General features: G+C 34.4%; 14 protein-coding genes and 1 riboswitch. Of the genes, 9 read left to right on the top strand and 5 right to left on the bottom strand.

Going from position 1 to position 20,264, the window contains the following annotated elements; genetic code table 11:
• Positions 1-44: 44 nt before the first annotated feature.
• Positions 45-3,722: a phosphoribosylformylglycinamidine synthase gene (locus C7377_RS03415; RefSeq protein ID WP_116495915.1), complete on the bottom strand. Its 3,678-nt coding sequence runs from the start codon at positions 3,720-3,722 to the stop codon at positions 45-47.
• A gap of 43 nt (positions 3,723-3,765) precedes the next feature.
• Positions 3,766-3,863: riboswitch (purine riboswitch) on the bottom strand.
• A 493-nt stretch (positions 3,864-4,356) separates the two neighbouring features.
• On the opposite strand from C7377_RS03415, the gene C7377_RS03410 reads away from it, so the two are divergent.
• The 7 genes from C7377_RS03410 (at position 4,357) to C7377_RS03380 (ending at position 13,368) form a co-directional block, all read left to right on the top strand.
• The gene (locus tag C7377_RS03410) at positions 4,357-5,124 is read left to right on the top strand and encodes a DUF6994 family protein (protein ID WP_116495914.1); all 768 of its coding nucleotides are present in this window, start codon (positions 4,357-4,359) and stop codon (positions 5,122-5,124) included.
• 478 nt (positions 5,125-5,602) lie between these two features.
• Positions 5,603-6,595 carry a phosphoribosylformylglycinamidine cyclo-ligase gene (gene purM / locus C7377_RS03405; RefSeq protein WP_116495913.1) on the top strand — a complete coding sequence of 331 codons (993 nt, stop codon included), beginning with the start codon at positions 5,603-5,605 and terminating at the stop codon, positions 6,593-6,595.
• Positions 6,589-7,158, top strand: coding sequence for a phosphoribosylglycinamide formyltransferase (gene purN, locus C7377_RS03400; protein ID WP_116495912.1), 570 nt, complete (start codon positions 6,589-6,591; stop codon positions 7,156-7,158). Before purM ends, purN begins: the two co-directional genes overlap by 7 nt.
• A gap of 6 nt (positions 7,159-7,164) precedes the next feature.
• Positions 7,165-8,403 (top strand): phosphoribosylamine--glycine ligase, encoded by a 1,239-nt coding sequence (gene purD / locus C7377_RS03395; RefSeq protein WP_116495911.1) that lies wholly within the window; start codon positions 7,165-7,167, stop codon positions 8,401-8,403.
• A gap of 55 nt (positions 8,404-8,458) precedes the next feature.
• Positions 8,459-9,706, top strand: a complete 1,248-nt coding sequence (locus tag C7377_RS03390) for an aspartyl protease family protein (protein ID WP_116495910.1) — start codon at positions 8,459-8,461, stop codon at positions 9,704-9,706.
• Positions 9,707-9,708: 2 nt separating this feature from the next.
• Positions 9,709-10,476, top strand: coding sequence for a peroxide stress protein YaaA (gene yaaA, locus C7377_RS03385; RefSeq protein ID WP_116495909.1), 768 nt, complete (start codon positions 9,709-9,711; stop codon positions 10,474-10,476).
• Positions 10,477-10,611: 135 nt separating this feature from the next.
• Positions 10,612-13,368, top strand: coding sequence for a DUF3352 domain-containing protein (locus C7377_RS03380; RefSeq protein ID WP_116495908.1), 2,757 nt, complete (start codon positions 10,612-10,614; stop codon positions 13,366-13,368).
• Here C7377_RS03380 and C7377_RS03375 read toward each other — a convergent pair whose 3' ends face one another.
• Both C7377_RS03375 and C7377_RS03370 read right to left on the bottom strand, forming a co-directional pair.
• A complete protein-coding gene (locus C7377_RS03375) occupies positions 13,369-14,304 on the bottom strand; it encodes a YihY/virulence factor BrkB family protein (protein WP_165806839.1) in 936 nt (311 codons plus the stop codon). It lies immediately after the preceding gene.
• Between the two features lie 24 nt (positions 14,305-14,328).
• On the bottom strand, positions 14,329-14,721 hold the full coding sequence (locus tag C7377_RS03370) for a DUF4783 domain-containing protein (protein ID WP_116495906.1): 393 nt from the start codon (positions 14,719-14,721) through the stop codon (positions 14,329-14,331).
• 143 nt (positions 14,722-14,864) lie between these two features.
• Between C7377_RS03370 and rlmH the strand changes: the two genes are divergently transcribed.
• Entirely contained in the window at positions 14,865-15,335 is a 471-nt protein-coding gene (rlmH, locus tag C7377_RS03365; protein ID WP_116495905.1) for a 23S rRNA (pseudouridine(1915)-N(3))-methyltransferase RlmH, read from the top strand.
• Between the two features lie 8 nt (positions 15,336-15,343).
• Positions 15,344-18,988: a sensor histidine kinase gene (locus C7377_RS03360; protein WP_116495904.1), complete on the top strand. Its 3,645-nt coding sequence runs from the start codon at positions 15,344-15,346 to the stop codon at positions 18,986-18,988.
• On the opposite strand, the gene C7377_RS09670 is transcribed toward C7377_RS03360, so the two are convergent.
• Together C7377_RS09670 and C7377_RS03350 are read right to left on the bottom strand one after the other, a co-directional pair.
• A complete protein-coding gene (locus tag C7377_RS09670) occupies positions 18,966-19,526 on the bottom strand; it encodes a response regulator transcription factor (protein ID WP_116495903.1) in 561 nt (186 codons plus the stop codon). The two genes, C7377_RS03360 and C7377_RS09670, sit on opposite strands and share 23 nt — an antisense overlap.
• A complete protein-coding gene (locus C7377_RS03350) occupies positions 19,526-20,263 on the bottom strand; it encodes a hemerythrin domain-containing protein (RefSeq protein ID WP_116495902.1) in 738 nt (245 codons plus the stop codon). Before C7377_RS03350 ends, C7377_RS09670 begins: the two co-directional genes overlap by 1 nt.
• Between the last annotated feature and the right edge of the window lies 1 nt (position 20,264).

The following is a 20,264-nucleotide window of genomic DNA, read 5'->3' as shown; positions in this document are numbered from 1 at the left end:
TAGATTATAGAGTAAATCTAACTCTATCTTTGTATAATCCAAGTTTATTTCAAAGCATCTACACCACTCTTGAAAATATTGTGATATTTTGCTGTCGGTATATTTTTAAATAATCCTTCTTCATACCTTTCTGGATGCCCCATACGTCCATATATTTTACCACAAGGAGAAATAATTCCCTCAATAGCTCCTACTGAACCATTCGGATTGTACGGCGACTTCATTGTTGCTTTGCCATTTTCATCGACGTAGCGAGTTCCTACTTGCCCTTCATCATACAAATCGTTTAAAACCTTATCATTCGCATAGAAACGACCTTCTCCGTGTGAAATTGGAATCGTGTAAATATCCCCCACTTTGTCATTATACAACCAAGGTGAAGCAACGCTTGCAATCTCAACATCACTCATCATGGAGAGGTGTTGCCCCATACTATTGAAAGTTAATGTTGGAGAATCTTGAGTTAGTGTACGCATATCTCCATAAGGTAGCAGTCCGCTTTTCATCAGTGCTTGAAAACCGTTACAGATTCCTAAAATCAGTCCATCTTTTTCTAAGAAGCGTTGAATTGCTGTAGCTATTCGCTGACTACGCAATATGGAAACAATGTATTTTGCAGAACCGTCAGGCTCATCGCCGGCACTGAAGCCACCACTCAACATCAATATCTGTGATGATTCTAAACTATTTTCTAAAGCTACCAAGGATTCCTCTATAGCTTGTGGGCTTTGATTATTGAAAACAACAAATTCTGTTGTTGCTCCTTCTCTCTCAAAAGCACGTTGAGTATCATATTCGCAATTTGTTCCTGGAAAAACTGGGATACACACTTTTGGTGTAGCTACTTTTGATGGATGAAAATTCAATTTTTTATCTGAAACAGGGAAATTGACCAAACCTTTTTCGTTCGTTTTACGTGGAAATACATCATCAAATGTTCGCTGGTAACTATGCATCAACGGACAACGTGACATTTCTTCATTATTGAAAATAAGTTTAGAACTGTCAGTAGTTTTTCCTAAATAAATTAAAGACTTATCATCTAATTTTTCTTTTGATGAAATAACAACACTTCCTATGGCTAATTGTAAAGAAGCACCATTCTCATTTACCTCAAAGCCAATTCTGTTACCGAAACTCATCTTAGCTAATGTGCTTGCCACTCCACCATCCTTCACGGTCATTGCTGCCGTTATTTTGCCTTGATGTGCCAAATCGGTAATCAGTTCAAAATTTTGCTCCAATTGTTCAACATCTGGCATAAAATCTTCTTTAGCTTCGTGCGAAAGCAGATAAATGTATTCATCCGGTGCTTTAAATTCAGAAGAAACAACATTCTTAACATCTTCTGTTGCCACGGCGAACGAAATGAGTGTAGGTGGCACATGTAAATCATGAAATGTTCCTGACATACTATCTTTACCCCCAATGGCAGCCAACTCAAAGCCATCTTGCATAGCAAATGCTCCCAATAAAGACCCCAATGGTAATCCCCAATTCTTAGGGTCGTTCCCTAACTTTCTAAAATATTCTTGAAAACTAAAGCGTATCTTTTTGTAATCGCCACCCATTGCTACAACTTTTGCAATGGACTCAACAACGGCATAAGCTCCTCCGTGAACTGTACTCCATTTTGAAATCTCTGGATGAAATCCCCAAGATGCAATACTTACTGTATTCGTCTTGCTTTTTCCTGTCATTGGTAACTTCTGCACACTTCCTTCAGCCGGCGTTTCTTGATAACGTCCTCCATAAGGCATCAAAACAGTGCTGGTTCCAATAGAACTATCAAATAACAGCGAAAGTCCTTTTTGTGAACCTCCGTTTAAGGATTCAAAATGCTTCTTGATATTTTCTTCATTAAATTCAGGAACCTTTTCGAGTGGATTCGGATACTCTGGAGAGTCAATCCTTGCTTGAGCTTTTTTATGAATACCATTGGTATCTAAAAAGTCTCTATTTAAATCTACAATCTTATCTCCTTTCCAATACATTCTAAGATGATTGGTATCTGTGACCTCAGCAACTACCGTTGCTTGTAGATTTTCTTTCGTCGCTAATTCTATGAATGACTTTACATTAGCATCTTCGACAACGACAGCCATACGTTCTTGTGACTCAGAGATTGCCAATTCTGTTCCATTAAGTCCTTTATATTTTACAGGAACTTTATCCAAATCAATGTCTAAACCATCAGCCAACTCACCAATAGCTACTGAAACACCTCCTGCACCAAAATCATTACATTTTTTTATCAGTTGAGTTACTGTTTTATTTCTAAAAAAACGCTGAATTTTTCGTTCTTCTACGGCATTTCCTTTTTGTACTTCCGTACTCATCTCCTTGATAGCATCAGCATTGTGTTCTTTGGATGACCCTGTAGCACCACCGCAACCATCGCGTCCGGTTTTACCTCCTAATAAAATGATTTTATCTCCGGCTTCCGGCTTTTCTCTGCGTACCCAATCTTTAGGCACGGCCCCCACAACCATTCCAACTTCCATACGTTTTGCTTTATAACCTTCGTCATAAACTTCTGAAATGTGCGTAGTGGCTAATCCTATTTGATTTCCGTAAGAACTGTACCCATGTGCCGCTTCTTTTGTTATTTTCTTTTGCGGGAGTTTTCCTTCCAAAGTTTCACTGATGGGTTCTTTTACGTTTGCTGCACCTGTGACTCGCATTGCTTGGTAAACAAATGCACGACCAGATAATGGGTCGCGAATTGCTCCACCAATGCAAGTTGATGCTCCACCAAAAGGCTCTATTTCTGTAGGATGATTGTGTGTTTCATTTTTAAATAACAACAACCATTCTTCGTCTTTTCCGTCAACCTTTACTGGCACTTCAATCGTACAAGCATTGATTTCATCAGATATTACTAAGTCGTCTAATTTGCCTTCTTTATGTAAATATTTAGCAACAATAACTGCTAAATCCATCAAAGTAACTGGTCGTTGCTCTCTGCCTAAAAACTTTCTCATTTCTAAATAACGCTCCAATATACTTTGAATCGTTTTTTCGAATTGCCCCGAAATCTGAATTTCAGAAAGTTCTGTTTCAAAAGTCGTGTGTCTACAATGGTCTGACCAATAGGTATCTAATACGGCTAATTCTGTTTCCGTTGGATTTCTTTGTTCTTTTTTGAAAAAATCTTGAATAAAGAGCAAATCATCAGCTCCCATTGCTAAGCCATTTTCCTTGGTATAGCTTTTTATTTCATCCTCAGAAAGTTCAATAAAATCATCTAAGTCCTTTACGGCATCGGGTTGTTTTGCTTTTTGTAAGGACAATTCATTAAGGTCTTTCTCTCTTGATTCTACTGTATTGATGCAAAAATCTTTAATCTTGGAGAGTTCATTTTCTGCTACTCCTGCAAATGTCAGCAATTGCCCGCTTGTAATCTGAACTTGAGTTTGAGGGTATATTAATCGGGCACATTGCAATGCTGAATCTGCGCGCTGGTCGTATTGTCCTGGTAGACTTTCTATAGCAAATGCGTGTTCGGCTTGTGGTTGCTCCCAATGTATGATATCTGTAACGTTATCAGCTAAAACTCTTTGAACAATGCCTTCCGCTTCTTGCTTCGTTGTTTCAAACAAATCGTAAATGGTATATACTTTTAGCTCTTTTATGGATGAGAAAGCAGACAGTTCCTCATATAGCTTTTGACTTTCAATCGCAAAGTCAGGACGTTTTTCAATAAATACTCTGACGTTCATTATTTTTCTTTTACCACAAACGAAACATCAAATTCGACCTCTGTCGAAAAAACATTTCGCTTGTAGTGATTAATATTCGGTTAATCGTAGAAACTTCCAACCTTATTATGGAAATATACAAGCGAAACACAACCAAAACTTTAAAATGTATTTCACGCACAAAGATACGCTTTTCAAAAACATTAGAAAAATGTTTTTATGTTGTTTTAATACTGGGTAATTTTACAGATTTATCAACCTCTTTAACTCCCCCCCCCCGTAAAGGGAGACAAAAAAATTACTGTCAAGCTGAACGATAGTGAAGCATCTCTTTTTTATACGTTCGTTTTCGCTTGACCCAAAACGAACCAAAAACTCAAGACTGTGAAAGCGTTGCTAAAACAAATGTTATGATGTCTAAAAGCATCAAAAAGAGTCTGCCGAAATTTCTTTCCGAACAGACTCGTGATGCTTTTTTTCACGACAACTAAACTTTGTTTATTTACGCAAGGCTTTCAAGGTCTCTCTTAAATTACATGTAAATAGCTTAAAGTATTATTGTTTGGTTAACCAAGAACACTCAAAATAGAATGGGTTTTATTAACATTGTCTTATGTAAGTAAGTTACCTACTATCGAGAAAATAGAATATAAGAATGAATGAAATTGATGTTAAATTCGACTTTCGACAAGACAGTAAATGTGGCGATCCAGATACTGACAGTCAAAAATTATATAATGCACATAAGTTTTTGTGGAGTAAAGAGTTACCAAACGGGAAAACGTTTTTATTAGAAATCAAAAGTAATAGTTATGGAAGGTTAATAATAAAAAACAATCTATGCATGAATCTGTCAAGCGATAGAATGTGTCCGCATTTTGACGGGAAATATCAAAATAAGTTCAAAGGGTGGCTTTCAGAAATGGAACGAGAAGAACTCAAATTTAAGGTGCGTACTATCGGTGGTCACATAGTATTTCCTGCTCATAAAAAAAATGGTTTTACAATAAACCAAGCCCGCGGTGTAAACAGAATAATTTGTGATAGATTTGATCTGACATTGGAATGTATAAGACGTTTATATAGAGACGAAGAAAGTCCCCTTTCTAAAACATTATTGAACTACAAAGACTTTTTTGAACTGTTTGTTGATTTCAAAGGTTACATTGAATTCTTTCATTTAAAAGACTTTATAAATCAAAATGAACAAATTGAATTTTCATTACCATTTGACAACTTTAGTAGACCAGCATTACCACAGACAATAGATGAATATAGACAATATAAGAACCATACGATTAATTTGATTAACAAACGAAATAAAAGAATATTAAAAAAACTAATGGACAACAGTATCTATAAAGATTGTCAATTCTCGACTACCTCTAAAAACATTAGAAAAAAAACTCTTTTCCCCTCTTGAAAAGATTTGAGATACTTCGCTACGCTCAGTATGAGATTTGTAAAACAAACAGTGATAAAACACTAATAATTAGCCCCAATTGCAGTGGTTATCCTTTTTTGTGGGTGGAGAACTCGGTGCGAAAGCAAGAAAAAGATAGGAACGGAAAGCGGGACTTCGTAAACAAAATAATGTAAAACCTACCACTACTAAAAGGAAAGTAACTTTGCTATATTGTCTGGAAAGCTAATGAGGTAATTGCTATAAGCGTGTAAACAACAAAAAATAAATTCGAATATTTTTCGAAGAAACTCGTAATAGGAGAAAAGATAAGGCTCAAAAGAACTAGTCCACCCAAAATACTTCCGTATCTATCCAATATCGGTTTATCAATTGTGTGAGATAGTTTAAGCATAATTCTTTGTAATTTCTGTATTCTGTCTTTAAAAATACTCAAAAAAACACGTACCTTTGTGAGCAATCAAAATTTCACGATAATATGACAACTTACAAACAAGCTGGTGTAGATAAAGAAGAGGGTTACCAAACTGTCCAGAAAATAAAAGATGCTGTGGCATCGACTCATAATGTAAACGTAATGAATGGAATTGGCAGTTTCGGGGCTTTTTACCGTTTGCAAGATTATAAAAAACCGGTATTGGTAAGTGGAACTGATGGTGTAGGAACTAAATTGCGCATCGCCTTAGATGTAAAAAAGTATGACACCGTAGGTATTGATTGCTTTGCTATGTGTGCCAATGATATTCTTTGTCATGGTGCTAAACCTCTTTTCTTTTTAGATTATCTGGCTTGTGGTAAATTAGATTCTGAAATTGCAGCCGAGATTGTTTCGGGAATAGTAGATGCTTGTAAGGAAACTGGCACTGCCCTTATCGGTGGGGAAACTGCTGAAATGCCTGGCATGTACACTATCGGCGATTATGATGTTGCGGGATTTTGCGTAGGAGCTGTCGAAGAAGATGACATTATAGACGGCAGTAAAATCAAGGAAGGTGATGTAATACTTGGATTGGAATCTAGCGGATTTCATAGCAATGGTTACTCACTCATTCGTAAAGTTTTCACAGACTACAATGAAGAGTTTGAGGGCAAACCTATCTATGAAGCTTTATTAAAGCCTACTCGTTTGTATCAAAATATTATTGATTCAATATTAGAAAAAACGCCTATTAACGGCATTGCACACATTACTGGTGGTGGTTTAATAGAAAATGTACCGCGCATTTTGCCTGATGGTCTTTCAGCGCATATTGACACTACAAAAATAAACGTTCCTACGATCATTCAAGAATTGCAAAAGAGAAGCGGTATTGCAATGGAAGAGCTTTATGGGACATTTAATATGGGTGTAGGAATGGTAATCGTAGTTGCCCCGGAAAATGTAGCTAAAGCTAAAGACGCAATTAATGAAAGTTTGATGGAATTAGGTACTATTAAAAAAGATAATAACCCAATAATATTAAAATGGTAAAACTTGCTGTATTAATTTCTGGAAGTGGAACGAATCTTCAAGCTTTAATTAACGCCATAAAAAATGATGGCTTAAATGCAGAAATATGTTGCGTTATTTCAGATAATCCTAAAGCTTTTGGCCTTAAGCGTGCTGCATTTGTGAATATTCCAACACATGTTGTCAAGAGAGGGAAAGGATTGTCAAAAGCCATTCTTCCTTTAGTTGAAGAAGCTGATTATATTGTTTTGGCAGGTTTCTTATCTATCCTTTCAGCTGATTTTTGCAAAAAGTGGAGTCGTAAAATTATCAACCTCCACCCTGCACTACTTCCCAAATATGGAGGCAAAGGCATGTACGGAGATTTTGTTCACCAAGCAGTACTCAATAACAACGAAAAAGAATCAGGAGCCACCGTGCATTGGGTTACTGAGGAAATAGACCGAGGAGATATCATTACGCAAGATTCTTGTACTGTTTCACCCAATGACACAGTAGAGAGCTTAGCGAAGAAGGTACACGAAATAGAGCATCGAATATTAGTAGAAGCGATACGAAAGCTGACCGAAAAAACATCAGAATAGTTGACCATGAAAATACTTATCATCGGAAGTGGCGGTAGAGAGCACGCCTTAGGAGTAAAGTTAAAAGAAAATGCCAAAGTCACAGAGCTTTTCTTTGCTACGGGCAACGGCGGAACTGCCCAAATAGGAACTAATATTGTTGCATCTACAATTGATGAACTTTGCGATTTTGCGAAATCAAACTCCATAGACTTAACTATAGTAGGCTCTGAGGATTTGCTCGTAGCGGGTATTGTTGATATTTTTCATGAGAATGGATTGAAAATATTCGGACCACATAAAGAAGCCGCGCAATTAGAAGGAAATAAAGCTTTTGCGAAGACATTTATGCAAAAGTATGGGGTGAAAACTGCTTCGTACAAAACATTCACCGACTATAAAGAAGCTCTAAATCATTTGAGTGAAATCCACTACCCTACAGTCGTAAAAGCAAGCGGATTAGCCGCTGGTAAAGGTGTGATTATTGCACAAAATAAACAAGAAGCAGAAAAAGCCCTTCATGAAATAATGCAGGATAAAGTCTTTGGAGACTCGGGTAGTGAAGTGCTTATAGAAGAGTTTCTTGAAGGTGTAGAAGCCTCCATCCTTTCCTACTACAATGGTAAAGAGATTGTTCCGTTTATTTCAGCGAAAGACCATAAGAAAATTGGCGAAGGAGAAACAGGATTAAATACTGGCGGCATGGGAGTGGTTGCTCCAAATCCTTATGTGACTGGAGATGTTATCGAAAAATTTCAAAAAAATATCTTAAAACCTACTTTAAAAGGACTAGTAGTAGAGAATCTGCAATTTTCAGGAGTTATCTTTTTTGGTCTAATGATAACAAAAAAGGGAGTTTATTTGCTTGAATACAACCTTCGCATGGGTGACCCTGAAACGCAGGCAGTTTTACCCTTGCTAGAGAGTGATTTACTCACACTTACGGAAAATGCTATTGATGGAAAAGAGATGGATGCTAAATGGAAAAATCAACACTCTTGCTGTGTAGTAATGGTTTCCGGAGGTTATCCCCAAGGTTACAAAAAAGGACACTTAATTCAAGGTCTTGAATATTTAGACACAACCTACTTTATTGCAGGTGCTCAAGAGGAAAACAATGAATTAAGAACATCAGGAGGTAGAGTTTTGAATATTGTCGCGACAGCAACTACAGCGGAAGAAGCTCGTAAAAAAGCTTATGAACAAGTCGAGAAAGTGCATTTTGTCGATTCTTTCTATCGCAAGGATATAGGAGATATTACATAACATACTTCCTCCAAAATTCAATTTATTTTTTTATCTTTGGTAAAAGGCCTTTTATATGAGACCATTCCTAAAGATTTCAATTTATGTAATCAGTTTTTTCATTTCATCGCAAATAATTTTTGCTCAAGATGACTATTTTAAATTATCGAATCGTCGGAAAGCTGTTGTTATCCCTTTTAAATTCATTAATAAAAGTATTATCATACCCTTAACGATCAATGAATCTGACACATTATACTTCATGTTAGATACAGGGTTAAAGAATACGTTAATTACGGAATTGCATTCTGAAGATAGTATAGAACTAAATCATACTACAAAAGAGACCATCGTAGGTTTGGGCGGGGCGGGGCGTTTATCTGTTTATACTTCATTCGACAATACTGTAAAACTGAAAGGTATTGAGGGATACAATCAACGTATGAATTTTATTGAAGAAGATATCTTCCAACTTTCACAACTTTCCGGACATAAGATTAACGGAATTATTGGTTATGATTTACTGAAACATTTTATTTTAAAAATAGATTATTCTAAGAGAAAATTAACGTTTTATAATCCGAAATATTATAACAAAAGACTGCGCAGTTACTCACATTTTCCTATGGAAATAATGGCAGGAAAGCCATATATTCATACTGATATTATAACTCCGAACAATAAAAAAGAAAAGTTAAAATTACTCATCGACACTGGAGCTGGGCTTCCTCTATGGCTAATGGACAATAACAATATCCAAATCTCTAAACCTGATACAACAGTTTATTCTTACATTGGACAAGGACTAAGCGGTCAAATCTATGGAGAGTATGGCCGAATTCCAAAACTGCTATTAAATAATATAGCACTGCATAATGTTATGACTGCATTTCCTAACGCCGATGATGTAAGAGGTGCCAATTCTGAAGGACGAAATGGAACCATAGGCAGTGAAGTTCTTAGAAGATTTTATGTGATACTCAATTATCCAAAAAAGAAGCTTTCTTTAAAACCGAACAAAAGTTTTAAAGATCCGTTTTATTTTAACCAAAGTGGTGTCGATTTTTACCAGCCCGATCTTACTATTCCATTATACTCCGTATATAATATTAGATCCAATTCTCCTGCAGAAAAAGCAGGTTTAAAAGTAAATGATGTTATTATAAAAATCAACAAGAAAAATGCTTTAAAAATGTCTTTGCAAGAAGTTATTCGTACCTTTGAAAAGATAGAAATAAGCAAAAATAAGAAAGTAAATCTTTTTATAAATAGAAAAGATTCTATGATAAATATTGAATACCAATTACCTCAAAAATCATTATAATTATGTTAATACTAATATCACCTGCAAAAAATATGGAAATGTCTAAGCACACTCATAAGACGCTTACGACTCCAATATTTCAAAAAGAGGCAAATCAACTGGTAAAAAAACTTCAAAAAATTTCTAAAAAAAAGCTTCAAGAATTGATGGACATAAGTGATGATCTGGCAAAATTAAACTATGAGCGTTATTTGAATTGGGCAGACAAGCCCAAGGATGATGAGGTGAAACAAGCATTGTTGTACTTTCAGGGAATGGTTTTTATAGGAATAGATGCAGATACTTTATCATCAAAAGATCTCGAAAATGCACAGAAACAACTCCGTATTCTTTCAGGATTGTATGGCTTACTACGTCCGCTCGATGGTATTCAAGCTTATCGCTTGGAAATGGGTACTCCATGGAAAACTAAAGATTTTGATAATCTCTATAAATTCTGGGCTGATGAAATTACGAAACAAATTAATAAAACAGTTGAAAAGTACAATCATAAATACATTGTAAATTTAGCCTCTCAAGAATATTTCAAATCTGTAAAAACAAAACAACTCGATGCTCCAGTAATCACTCCTGTTTTTAAGGATGATAGAGGGAAAGGATATCAGACCATAGCTGTCTATGCAAAAAAAGCTAGAGGACTAATGACACGGTTTATCATTCAAAATAACATCAAAAATCCTGAAGACTTGCAGGCATTTGATAGTGAGGGCTATTTTTATAACTCCGAACTTTCAACTGATAAAAAACCTGTTTTTACAAGGAATCATTAATTATAACCAGAAAGAGGTTACTACTCTTTCGTTTCAAATATTATTTTAGCATAAGAGAGAACAAAATAATATCTTTGCATTAAGGGAAAAGAATCTTCAAAGTTATATCCTAAATAAGCTAAGACTGATATTTCTATGCAAAAAAAACATTATATACTCATCGGAATTGCAATATTACTTCTTGCAGGATTAATATATCTCATCGTTTCACGTCCTGAAGGAGAGCATTATGAAGATATTGATACTATAATAGGCGTTCCTATAAACTCTGAACTTATCATTCATATTCCTGATCTTGAAGAACTTCTAGAAAAAAGTTCAGAAAAGGGTGTTTGGCAAGAGCTGAATAAATGGGAAAGTATAAAAGGAATTCAAAACCTACAGCAAGATTTTTCGCAAGCACTTAGCAAACCGGAACTTTCGGAACTATTAGACGATGCACAACTAACTATTGCAACAAAAATAACGGGGAGAAATAGCATTGAAGTTAGTTATATATTCCCGTTAGAGTCAAGTAATAAAAAAAATCATATTGAGAAATTGGTTCAATATTTCTCTAAAGATTATACAATATCTTCAAGGGAATATAGCGGATTTACATTGGTTCATATGAATAACAACATTGACGCTGATACAGACTATTTTTATGCCTTTGCAAAAGGTTTATTTGTTCTCAGCACTTCTCAAATTTCATTAGAGGATGCACTCTTACAAATAAGAAATAATAACAGTTTGCTTGATAAAGAGTCATTCCAACAACTGAAAAAAGTAGCGTCTTCTAATGATGATTTGAATATCTTTATTAACGGAGTTACGTTTCCAAAATTGCTATCGCTAGGCTTAGATAAAAAATATTCTCGATTTATTAAAGAACTGACTGATTTTACCACACAAGCGGGTTTAGATGTAAACATTAGCGAGGATAAAATTTTACTCAATGGTTTTTTATATAGTAACACCAATGACTTTTTCTACACCAATCTTCTCTTAAATCAAGAGCCTGTAAAGCTGAATATTGAAGAAATAATACCCGCAAATACTCGGTTTTGGTCTGCACTTTCTCTGAGTAATGAAGAAGCTTACTTGGATAATTATAAGCGCTATTTGGAACAAACTGGAGATATCAAAGCTTACAGGACTTTTAGTGAGAATTTTAAAAATAAAACAGGTGTTTTTCCTGAAGACTTCATATATCCGCTACTGGAAAGTGAAATTGGACTGATAATATCTGAAGATCGCATACTCAATGAGGCTGCGAACAGGTATTGTGTATTACGTACCAAAAGTAAAAGTGAATCAACACATGCACTAGATTCATTACAACAAGTGTATGCCACAAAACAGAAAAGAAAGCTGAAAACCTATCTTCATAAAATTGATGAAACCTTATCTTATAAAATGTATGAATTTCCTTTCTCGGATTTTGCTCATTTGATGTGGGGAGGGCTCTTTTTCGAGACCAAGACAAATTTTTGCACTTTGATAGATAATTATATGGTATTTGGTAGTAGCAAAGAAAGTTTAGAACGGTATATTGATTTTATCGTTAGACGAAAAACTCTCAAACACGACTCTTTTTATCAAAGCCAGAAAAAATATTGGATTGATAATGAAAGTTCATTTACTGCCTATTCGAAGAATGGTGATGGAACATTCTTTAAAAAGTACGCAGGAGAAAAACTGAAAAATGACATCTCTGATAAAGCGAAAAATTTAGAGAAGTTTCCTTCTATGAGCATCCAAGTAAAAAACATCAATAATTTGCTTTACGTAAACGGTTACATTTCCTACACGTCATCACTTCAAAGAGCGCCAGAAACTGTATGGCAATCAAGGCTGGATAATCCTCTGCGAATGAAACCTGTAATGGTTACTAACCATAAAAGTAAAGAACGTGAGTTGATTTTTCAAGATACTGAAAACATCCTTTATCTTGTTTCCAACTCAGGAAGAATTCTTTGGAAATTACCTTTAGAAGAACCCATCATGGGTAGCATACACCAAGTAGATGCCTATAAAAATAAGAAACTGCAGTATTTGTTCAATACAAAAAGCAAGCTTTATCTAATTGATAGAAATGGGAATCAAGTAGGCAACTTCCCTATTGCATTTCGTTCTTCGGCAACCAACCCTATAGCTTTGTTTGACTATGATAACAATAGAAACTATCGCATTTTTCTATCGACAGAGGATAAACTTACTTATCTGTATGATATCAAAGGAAAATTAGTGGAAGGCTGGAAAGCCGAGAAAAATGAACATGAAGTGTTGCAAGCAGTCCAATACTTCGTCAATGCCTCAAAGGACTATATCGTATATAATGATGGTTATCGAAATTATATTCTAAGTCGCCGTGGTGAAGTTCGTTCTAAACCACAAAAGAGTTTTTCTAAAGCAGAAAATAGTAAATTGTGTATCTTAGAGAGTAACAGTAAGCAAAAATGCAGTTTAGTTGCAACCGATGAAACAGGACTAGTTTATTTTACTCATTTAGATGGAACTGTGACCACCAAAGAAGTTGGCAAATTTACTGATAAACATATCTTTACGAGTTATGATATAAATGTAGATGGAGCCAACGACTTTATATTTATTGATAAAGGTATTCTTACAGTCTTTAATCATTCTGGCAAAGAGATTTTCAATTATGATTTTAAGACTGAAGATGTGAGTAGACCTAATTTCTACACTTTCTCATCAAAGGATAAAAAAATAGGATTAAGAGCAGGCAACAACATCTATTTATTTAATAGTGATGGTTCTATCTACGATGGATTCCCTTTAGAAGGATATTCTGATTTCAGCATTGGATTTATCAATGAAAAAGACAGAGAGTTTAACCTCTTCGTAGCAGGGAGTAACGATTTATTGTATAATTATGCGGTGCAGTAATCAACTCTCAATTAAAACACCTTCTTTATTTAAATCCAATTCTTGTTTACGAGCATTAGAAATACTAATATTCAATTCAAAACCAATCAGTAGCGATAATGCATTGAAGTACAGCCAGAGCAATATCACAATAACGGTTCCGATAGAGCCATATAATTTATTATACTGACCGAAATTATTAATATAATATGAAAATCCCCAGGAGGAAATTAGCATAAGTAAGGTTGCTAAGGTTGTACCTGCAGAAAACAGTCTGAATTTCCCTCTTTTTGAAGGAGCAAAGTAATAAATAATAGCTACTGCTGTAAAGAATAACAATATAATTATCAACCATTGCCCGACCACTAGCACGAAGTAGTTGATGTCATTTGTTAAAACATCTCTTTGGTTGAATATTTTTATAAGTGAACGACCTGAAACAGTCAAGACTACTGCCGTGATAATCAAAACCGATAGTATACAAACCAACAACATTGACACGAGATATTGATTGATCCAGTTCCTGCCCTTAAATGAATGGTAAGTTGCTGCAAAAGCCGTCATTAAAGAATTAACACCATTAGTTGCAAATGCCAACATGGAAATAAAACCTATTGAGAGTAAATCAAATCGCTCACGCAATACAATGTCTGAAATAGTATCTCGAGTTGCAAGAAAAGCATTTCGTGGCATTACATCTATCAGTAAACCTAATAATTCTTCTTGAAAATTATCAATAGGTACATAGGGTATTAAACTGAATAAGAAAAGTAACAACGGAAAAAGAGCAATAAAAAAACTAAAGGCGATTGCAGATGCTCTTGTAGTTATTGCTCCATTTATCAAACCATTCCAAAAAAATAAAATAATATTCCAAACAGGAATATCTTCAAATCCAGGTAAAGAAATTCTCTTTAGATAGTTTACTATTCTATTGTTTGTAAGTATTTTTAGCAAAATGTCGATTTTAAGACAAATATACTAAAACCCAGTGTCCTTTTCTATGTTCACCTTACTTATACGCAAGTCATTATCCTTCCCCTTGTAGAAAATAGTTGCACGAAATTTTGAGGAATTACTTGAGAAAGTAAAGACTGAGAACTGTGAATTTCCGCTTCCTCCATTATGTTTTTCTACTAAATTACTAGGTTTATTTGCTTTAAAAAAATCACTAAGTACCTGTGTTGCTTGTGCCTTACTATACATCGTACGTTTGCCATCAATCGCCATTTCAACTGTTGCCTCGAAGTATGTTGCAACTTTATCAGCATTGCCTGATTTAAAGGCAGTGGCAATACCTGCTGGCAAATTTCCTTTAGCAGGCACAACGACAGCTAACAGAACTATGGTTGTTATTATTATAATTTTTCGCATAACAATTTCCTTTTTATATCTTTACAATTAGAATTGCAAAAACCATACAATTATAACTAATTTTTTAACGCTTTACAAAAAACCTTTGTAAATCAAGGGTTTTAGAATAGATTACCTAACTTACAAAAGCTTTTTTATTTTTTATGAAAGTACAAATAATATGTATCGGAAAAACAGCCTTTAGTTATCTGGATGAAGGAATAGATTTGTATGAGAAGCGACTAAAACATTATTTGCCTTTCGAATGGATTATTGTTCCAGAGATAAAAAAAGCAAAAAACTGGTCGGCTGATCAAATAAAACAAGCTGAGGGGCAGGCTTTAGTGAAAATTATTCCTTCAGATTCAGTGATCACTTTACTTGATGTCAAGGGAAAGACATTTACTTCAGAAGAATTTGCCAGCTTTTTGAATACAAGAATGATATCAGGAGTTAAAACACTCTCATTTATTATAGGTGGAGCCTATGGATTTTCACCAGAAATATATGCAAAAGCACAATTTAAAATCTCATTATCTAAAATGACTTTTTCGCATCAGCTAGTACGTGTAGTCTTTTCCGAACAACTGTATAGAGCCATGACCATCTTAAGAAGTGAACCCTATCATCATTAAAAAATACTATGAGAAGAATCTTAAAACCATATAATTTCCTTTGGATTTCTGGTCTTATCCTCCTAGGTCTGGCTTTTATTTTAAACAGTCATTATTTAAATGAAAACACAGACATAAAACGATTCAAAAGCTCATTAAGACAAAAAGAAAATCTTGCAGACAAAACTCTCATTCTTTTTGAAGACAGAGCTTCTCTTACTGCTTTTATTGAAAATCAAGAACCTGCAACCGTAAAAGATGATATTGCTTACTTAGTCTATGAGGATAAAGAGCTCGTTTACTGGTCAAATAATCTGATTAATATTCCTGAGGTCTATGAGGAAAGCTTTTATGATCAAGCTCTTATTAAATTAAACAATGGATATTATGCCACCCGTATACACAGCTTCCATAACAAAAAAATGGTTGCTCTTATTCCCATCTATTATGAATATAACGTGAAAAGCAGTTATTTAGAAAGTACTTTTCACCCTGATTTACAGTTACTTTATGATACTAATTTATCCAGAGATGCAGAGCAAGGGCATTTTATAAGTAATAAAGAAGGTAAATATCTATTTTCCCTAATTCAAACCAATAAGCTCATTACTGATTCTCCATTATGTATCATGATTTCGATACTCTATGTACTGGGATTTATTTTGCTTATGTCTTTTTTTATAGTGAGGTTTCGCAATATGCAACCTTGGAACCAAATGGTATTTACATTGCTTCTCACAATTGTATTCATAGGTTTACGGGTGATAATGCTCCATTATCAGTTGCCTGCCTCATTATATTCATTGCGGTTATTTTCTGCTGAACTGCATGCCTCATCAGATATTTTTAGATCATTAGGGGACTATTGGATAAATTCATTACTTATTTTTTTATGGGTTTATTTCATAAGTTGTTTTCGTGTAAATCGCACTTCTTTAGTGCAGAAAAATAAATTCATTCTCTTAGGCGGTTATATGACATTCACCATTTTCTTAGGTTTATTTGTATTTACCCAGGTTGAGAGTTTAGTTCTAAATTCCTCTTTTTCGCTTCAAGTCCATACAGGGTCAGGAATGGAGATCTACACAATATGGGCATATGCAGGTGTAGCTTTGTTGGTGTCTGCTTTGCTCATTAGTATAAGGACTCTAACACTTAGATTCTATCAGCTAATCAAATTAAGAGAATTCTACATTTTGTGGTTTTCACTCCTAATTGTTTTTGGAGTCGTTATCTTCTTTATAAATCGTTTTCTGATATTCCATCTTGTATTCTTAGGTGTCCTCGGTTTTATCCAGAGCACCATTAGATACAAAACAACTAAGGAATACAACTATACGCTACAGGTTTTAGCGATATTTCTATCTGCTTTTTACTTGACTTTTTTAATCAATATCTATTCTGAAGTAAAGGAAAAACAGATACGTACTGCAAAGGCAGTCAGTATTATGGATTCTAATGATCCTGTAACCAAAGCGAGGCTCGAAACCATGAGTAATGATTGGATTAAGGATAACTTGTTGCTAAGTTTATTTCAAGATCCTCTTGAAAATGAAATTCAAATAAAAGAATATTTAAGAAACCAATATTTTAATAGAGACTGGTCGAATTACAATGTCCAAATCCTTATTTGTGCTGATGGAGACGAAATAGAAATGATAGACTCTGAAGGTGAGAATACTTATAGTGACTGTTTCTTCACTTTTAATAGTTTAATAGAATCTGCATCAAGAATAGGGAATTCTTATTTTTACGAGCTTAACACCTACAAAGGCGTAACCCCATACATAGGTATGCTAACGTTTATGACTGAATTTTATGGGGAAATACGACTCTTTGTCCATCTTGATTTAAAACCTTACGAAGATCAGCAAGGTTATCCCGGATTATTAACAAGCGAAGAATATGAAGTAAACTACCAAAATCGCTATTCTATTGCAAAATATATCAATGGAAGACTTAGATATTCCAATGGAGATTTTGACTATTACAGTTTGTTTAATAATTTTAAAAGTGATAAAAAAACAAATTATTTTATAGATGTAGATGATTACAAACACTTTGTGTATCGTGTTACTGATTCTTACAAGATTGTTATCAGCCAAGAGAAATTGTCATTTTATAAAAGATATATTGCTTTTCCTTATTTATTTTTCCTTCTTTTCTTCATTATTTTATCTATTTGGATTTTAGAAACATACCCTTCTTATTACTTTTACTATCACTCGGTTAGGCAACAGATAAAGATTGCTTTAATTACCATGATTACTATTGTTTTTATAGTTGTTGGTGGTGCAAGTTTATATTTTAGTTATAAATCCAATCAAAAACAATATCAGCAAGAGCATAAGGAGAAGATACAGATGCTGAGAAGAGAGATATTCAACAACATCGAAAGTGCGAAAGACTTGGATCCTAATTTCAACATTAACATAGAACAACGATTGCAAGATTATTCTCGAATTTTGGATGCTGATATTAACATCTATGATGTATATGGTGTTCTTCTGTCAACTTCACAGCCTGAAATGTTTTCTAAAGAAATTATCAGTAACAGGATGAATTTCAGTGCTTTTAATGGTATGAATAGTCACAACACCACTGAAATCACTATCCAAGAACGTATCGGTAATCTTGAATATACGTCAGTATATGTAACTCTCTGGAATAATATAAACGAACCCGTAGCCTACTTGAATGTTCCTTATTTTATGAAGTATAAACGATTCAAGGCTGAGATGCAAGACGTAATTATAGGAGTGCTGAATATTAACCTATTACTCATTATTTTAGCTTTGATAGTTGCTTATATCATCTCCCAGCGTATTACATCTCCACTTGTGATGTTACAAGAAAAATTTTCCAAAATACGCTTAGGAAAGAAGAATGAAAAAATATTTTACGAGAAAGATGATGAAATAAAAGTATTGGTGAATACTTATAATAAAATGGTGGATGAATTGGAAGAAAGTACAGAACTCTTAGCACAATCTGAACGAGAGAGTGCTTGGCGTGAAATGGCACGACAAGTGGCACATGAGATTAAAAATCCACTCACGCCAATGAAGCTAAACATCCAATTTTTACAACACCGAATAAGTAAAGATTCTGATAACTGGGAAGAGCAATTCAAGCAACTATCAGATGTATTATTAAAACAAATAGACGAGCTGGCAGCAATTGCCTCAGCCTTTTCAGATTTTGCAAAATTGCCAACTCTAAAGAATGAGGAACTGGATCTGCTAGCACTCTTAGAAGAATTGACTATCTTGTATAATAAGGGGGAAATTGATATGAGACTTTCCACAAGCCTAAAAGATATTTTAATTTATGCAGATCATAATAGAATTCGTAGGGCATTTATAAACCTGATAACAAATGCCATACAATCTATTAAGAATCCAGAAAAGGGACAGGTAGAAATAGTGGTAACTCAGAAACAAAGCGATTTTATTGAGGTTGCAATAGTTGATAACGGATCTGGTATCCCAGAAGAAGCAAGAGCAAAGATCTTTTCCCCAAGTTTTACAACAAAATCCAGTGGTATGGGATTAGGGTTAGCTCTCACTAAAGATATTATTAATCAAGCTAATGGAATTATCAGTTTTGAATCAGAGGTTGAGAAGGGAACGACGTTTAGAGTAACTTTACCTACGATTGAATCTCATCCATAGCAACTAATTTATGTAAAATAGCATAAACAGTTAAGCCAGATACAGACTTTATATCTAACTTTCTAGTGATATTTTTCCGGTGAGTAGTCACTGTGTGAATACTAACAAACAGTTGTTTCGCAATTTCTTTGTTAGACCTGCCTAGAGCAATTTGTCTCAATACATTGCGTTCACTTTCGGTGAGAATTTCATCGTCATCCTTCGATTCGTTTGACTGTATCCCAAGTGCCAGATTGATCGTAGAAACAAACTCTTCTTCCGATGTTTTTAAATAGTTGATATAAGGGATATCCATATTCTTATAGGTTAAGAAAACCATTCGGTCTTTCCACCTCTCTAATAATTGCTTATTTCTAACGTAAATGCGTATGGAGATAAGATATAATACGTCATTGTTATCTTCGGAGGAAATTAGAGACACGACACTATGATTTGTCTTCTCATCAATTTTTATCTCTGGAAAGTTTTCATTAAGGAGATGGATGATACCTTTCCTTAAGATAAATGAGGGTTCTATGACAACGATTTTTGAATACACTATTGAATTATCTTCTTGATTTTATCTTCCATAAAAATAACTCGTGGTATCAATATTTTATCTTCAACCCTAGTATGGTATTCTACATCTTCCTCTAATTTGAAAAGTTCTTGAATAATAGCGTAATATTGCATCGTATTCTCTGGACTTATAATATACTTTATCATGATATTTTTTAAATCCTTTAATTTCATAGCAATATCATCATGGTCTTCCTCAAACTCCTTCATCGAATAAGAGTCAATAACTTCCCGTTTTTCAGCTGAAACAGCTCCTGACTCTATCACCTCATGTAGCGTTTTAATGTAAGGAAAAACAATACGCTCTTCTCTCTCTATATGAGTCGTAAGTTCACTTCTGTATCCTTTGAAAAAATTAAGAATTAAATCCGTGTAGCGCTCATCTTCTCCTAATCTTTTCAAATCTTCAATCATCGATTCTATGTTTACGACCCATTCCTCTAAGTAGTTACTGTGTGTTTGTTTCAGATAGTCAATCAAGGCTAAAACATCCATCTTTTTCACATAATCAGAAGGAATATAATCAGCATTCGTATATGCATTGAGTAATTCAACCAATGAACATGGATCTACACCCACCTTTTCACAAACCTCCTTTACTGTTTTGTCTCCAAACCCCAAACGGATTCCAAAACGATCTAATATAGGAATAACCATATAGTTACGATGCACTACATCAGACATTTTCGTATTTAAGTGAATAGGACGAGTTTCCATA

The organism is Balneicella halophila (assembly GCF_003096835.1).
Classification (GTDB): domain Bacteria; phylum Bacteroidota; class Bacteroidia; order Bacteroidales; family Balneicellaceae; genus Balneicella; species Balneicella halophila.
This window is presented reverse-complemented; position numbering and strand designations above follow the sequence as displayed.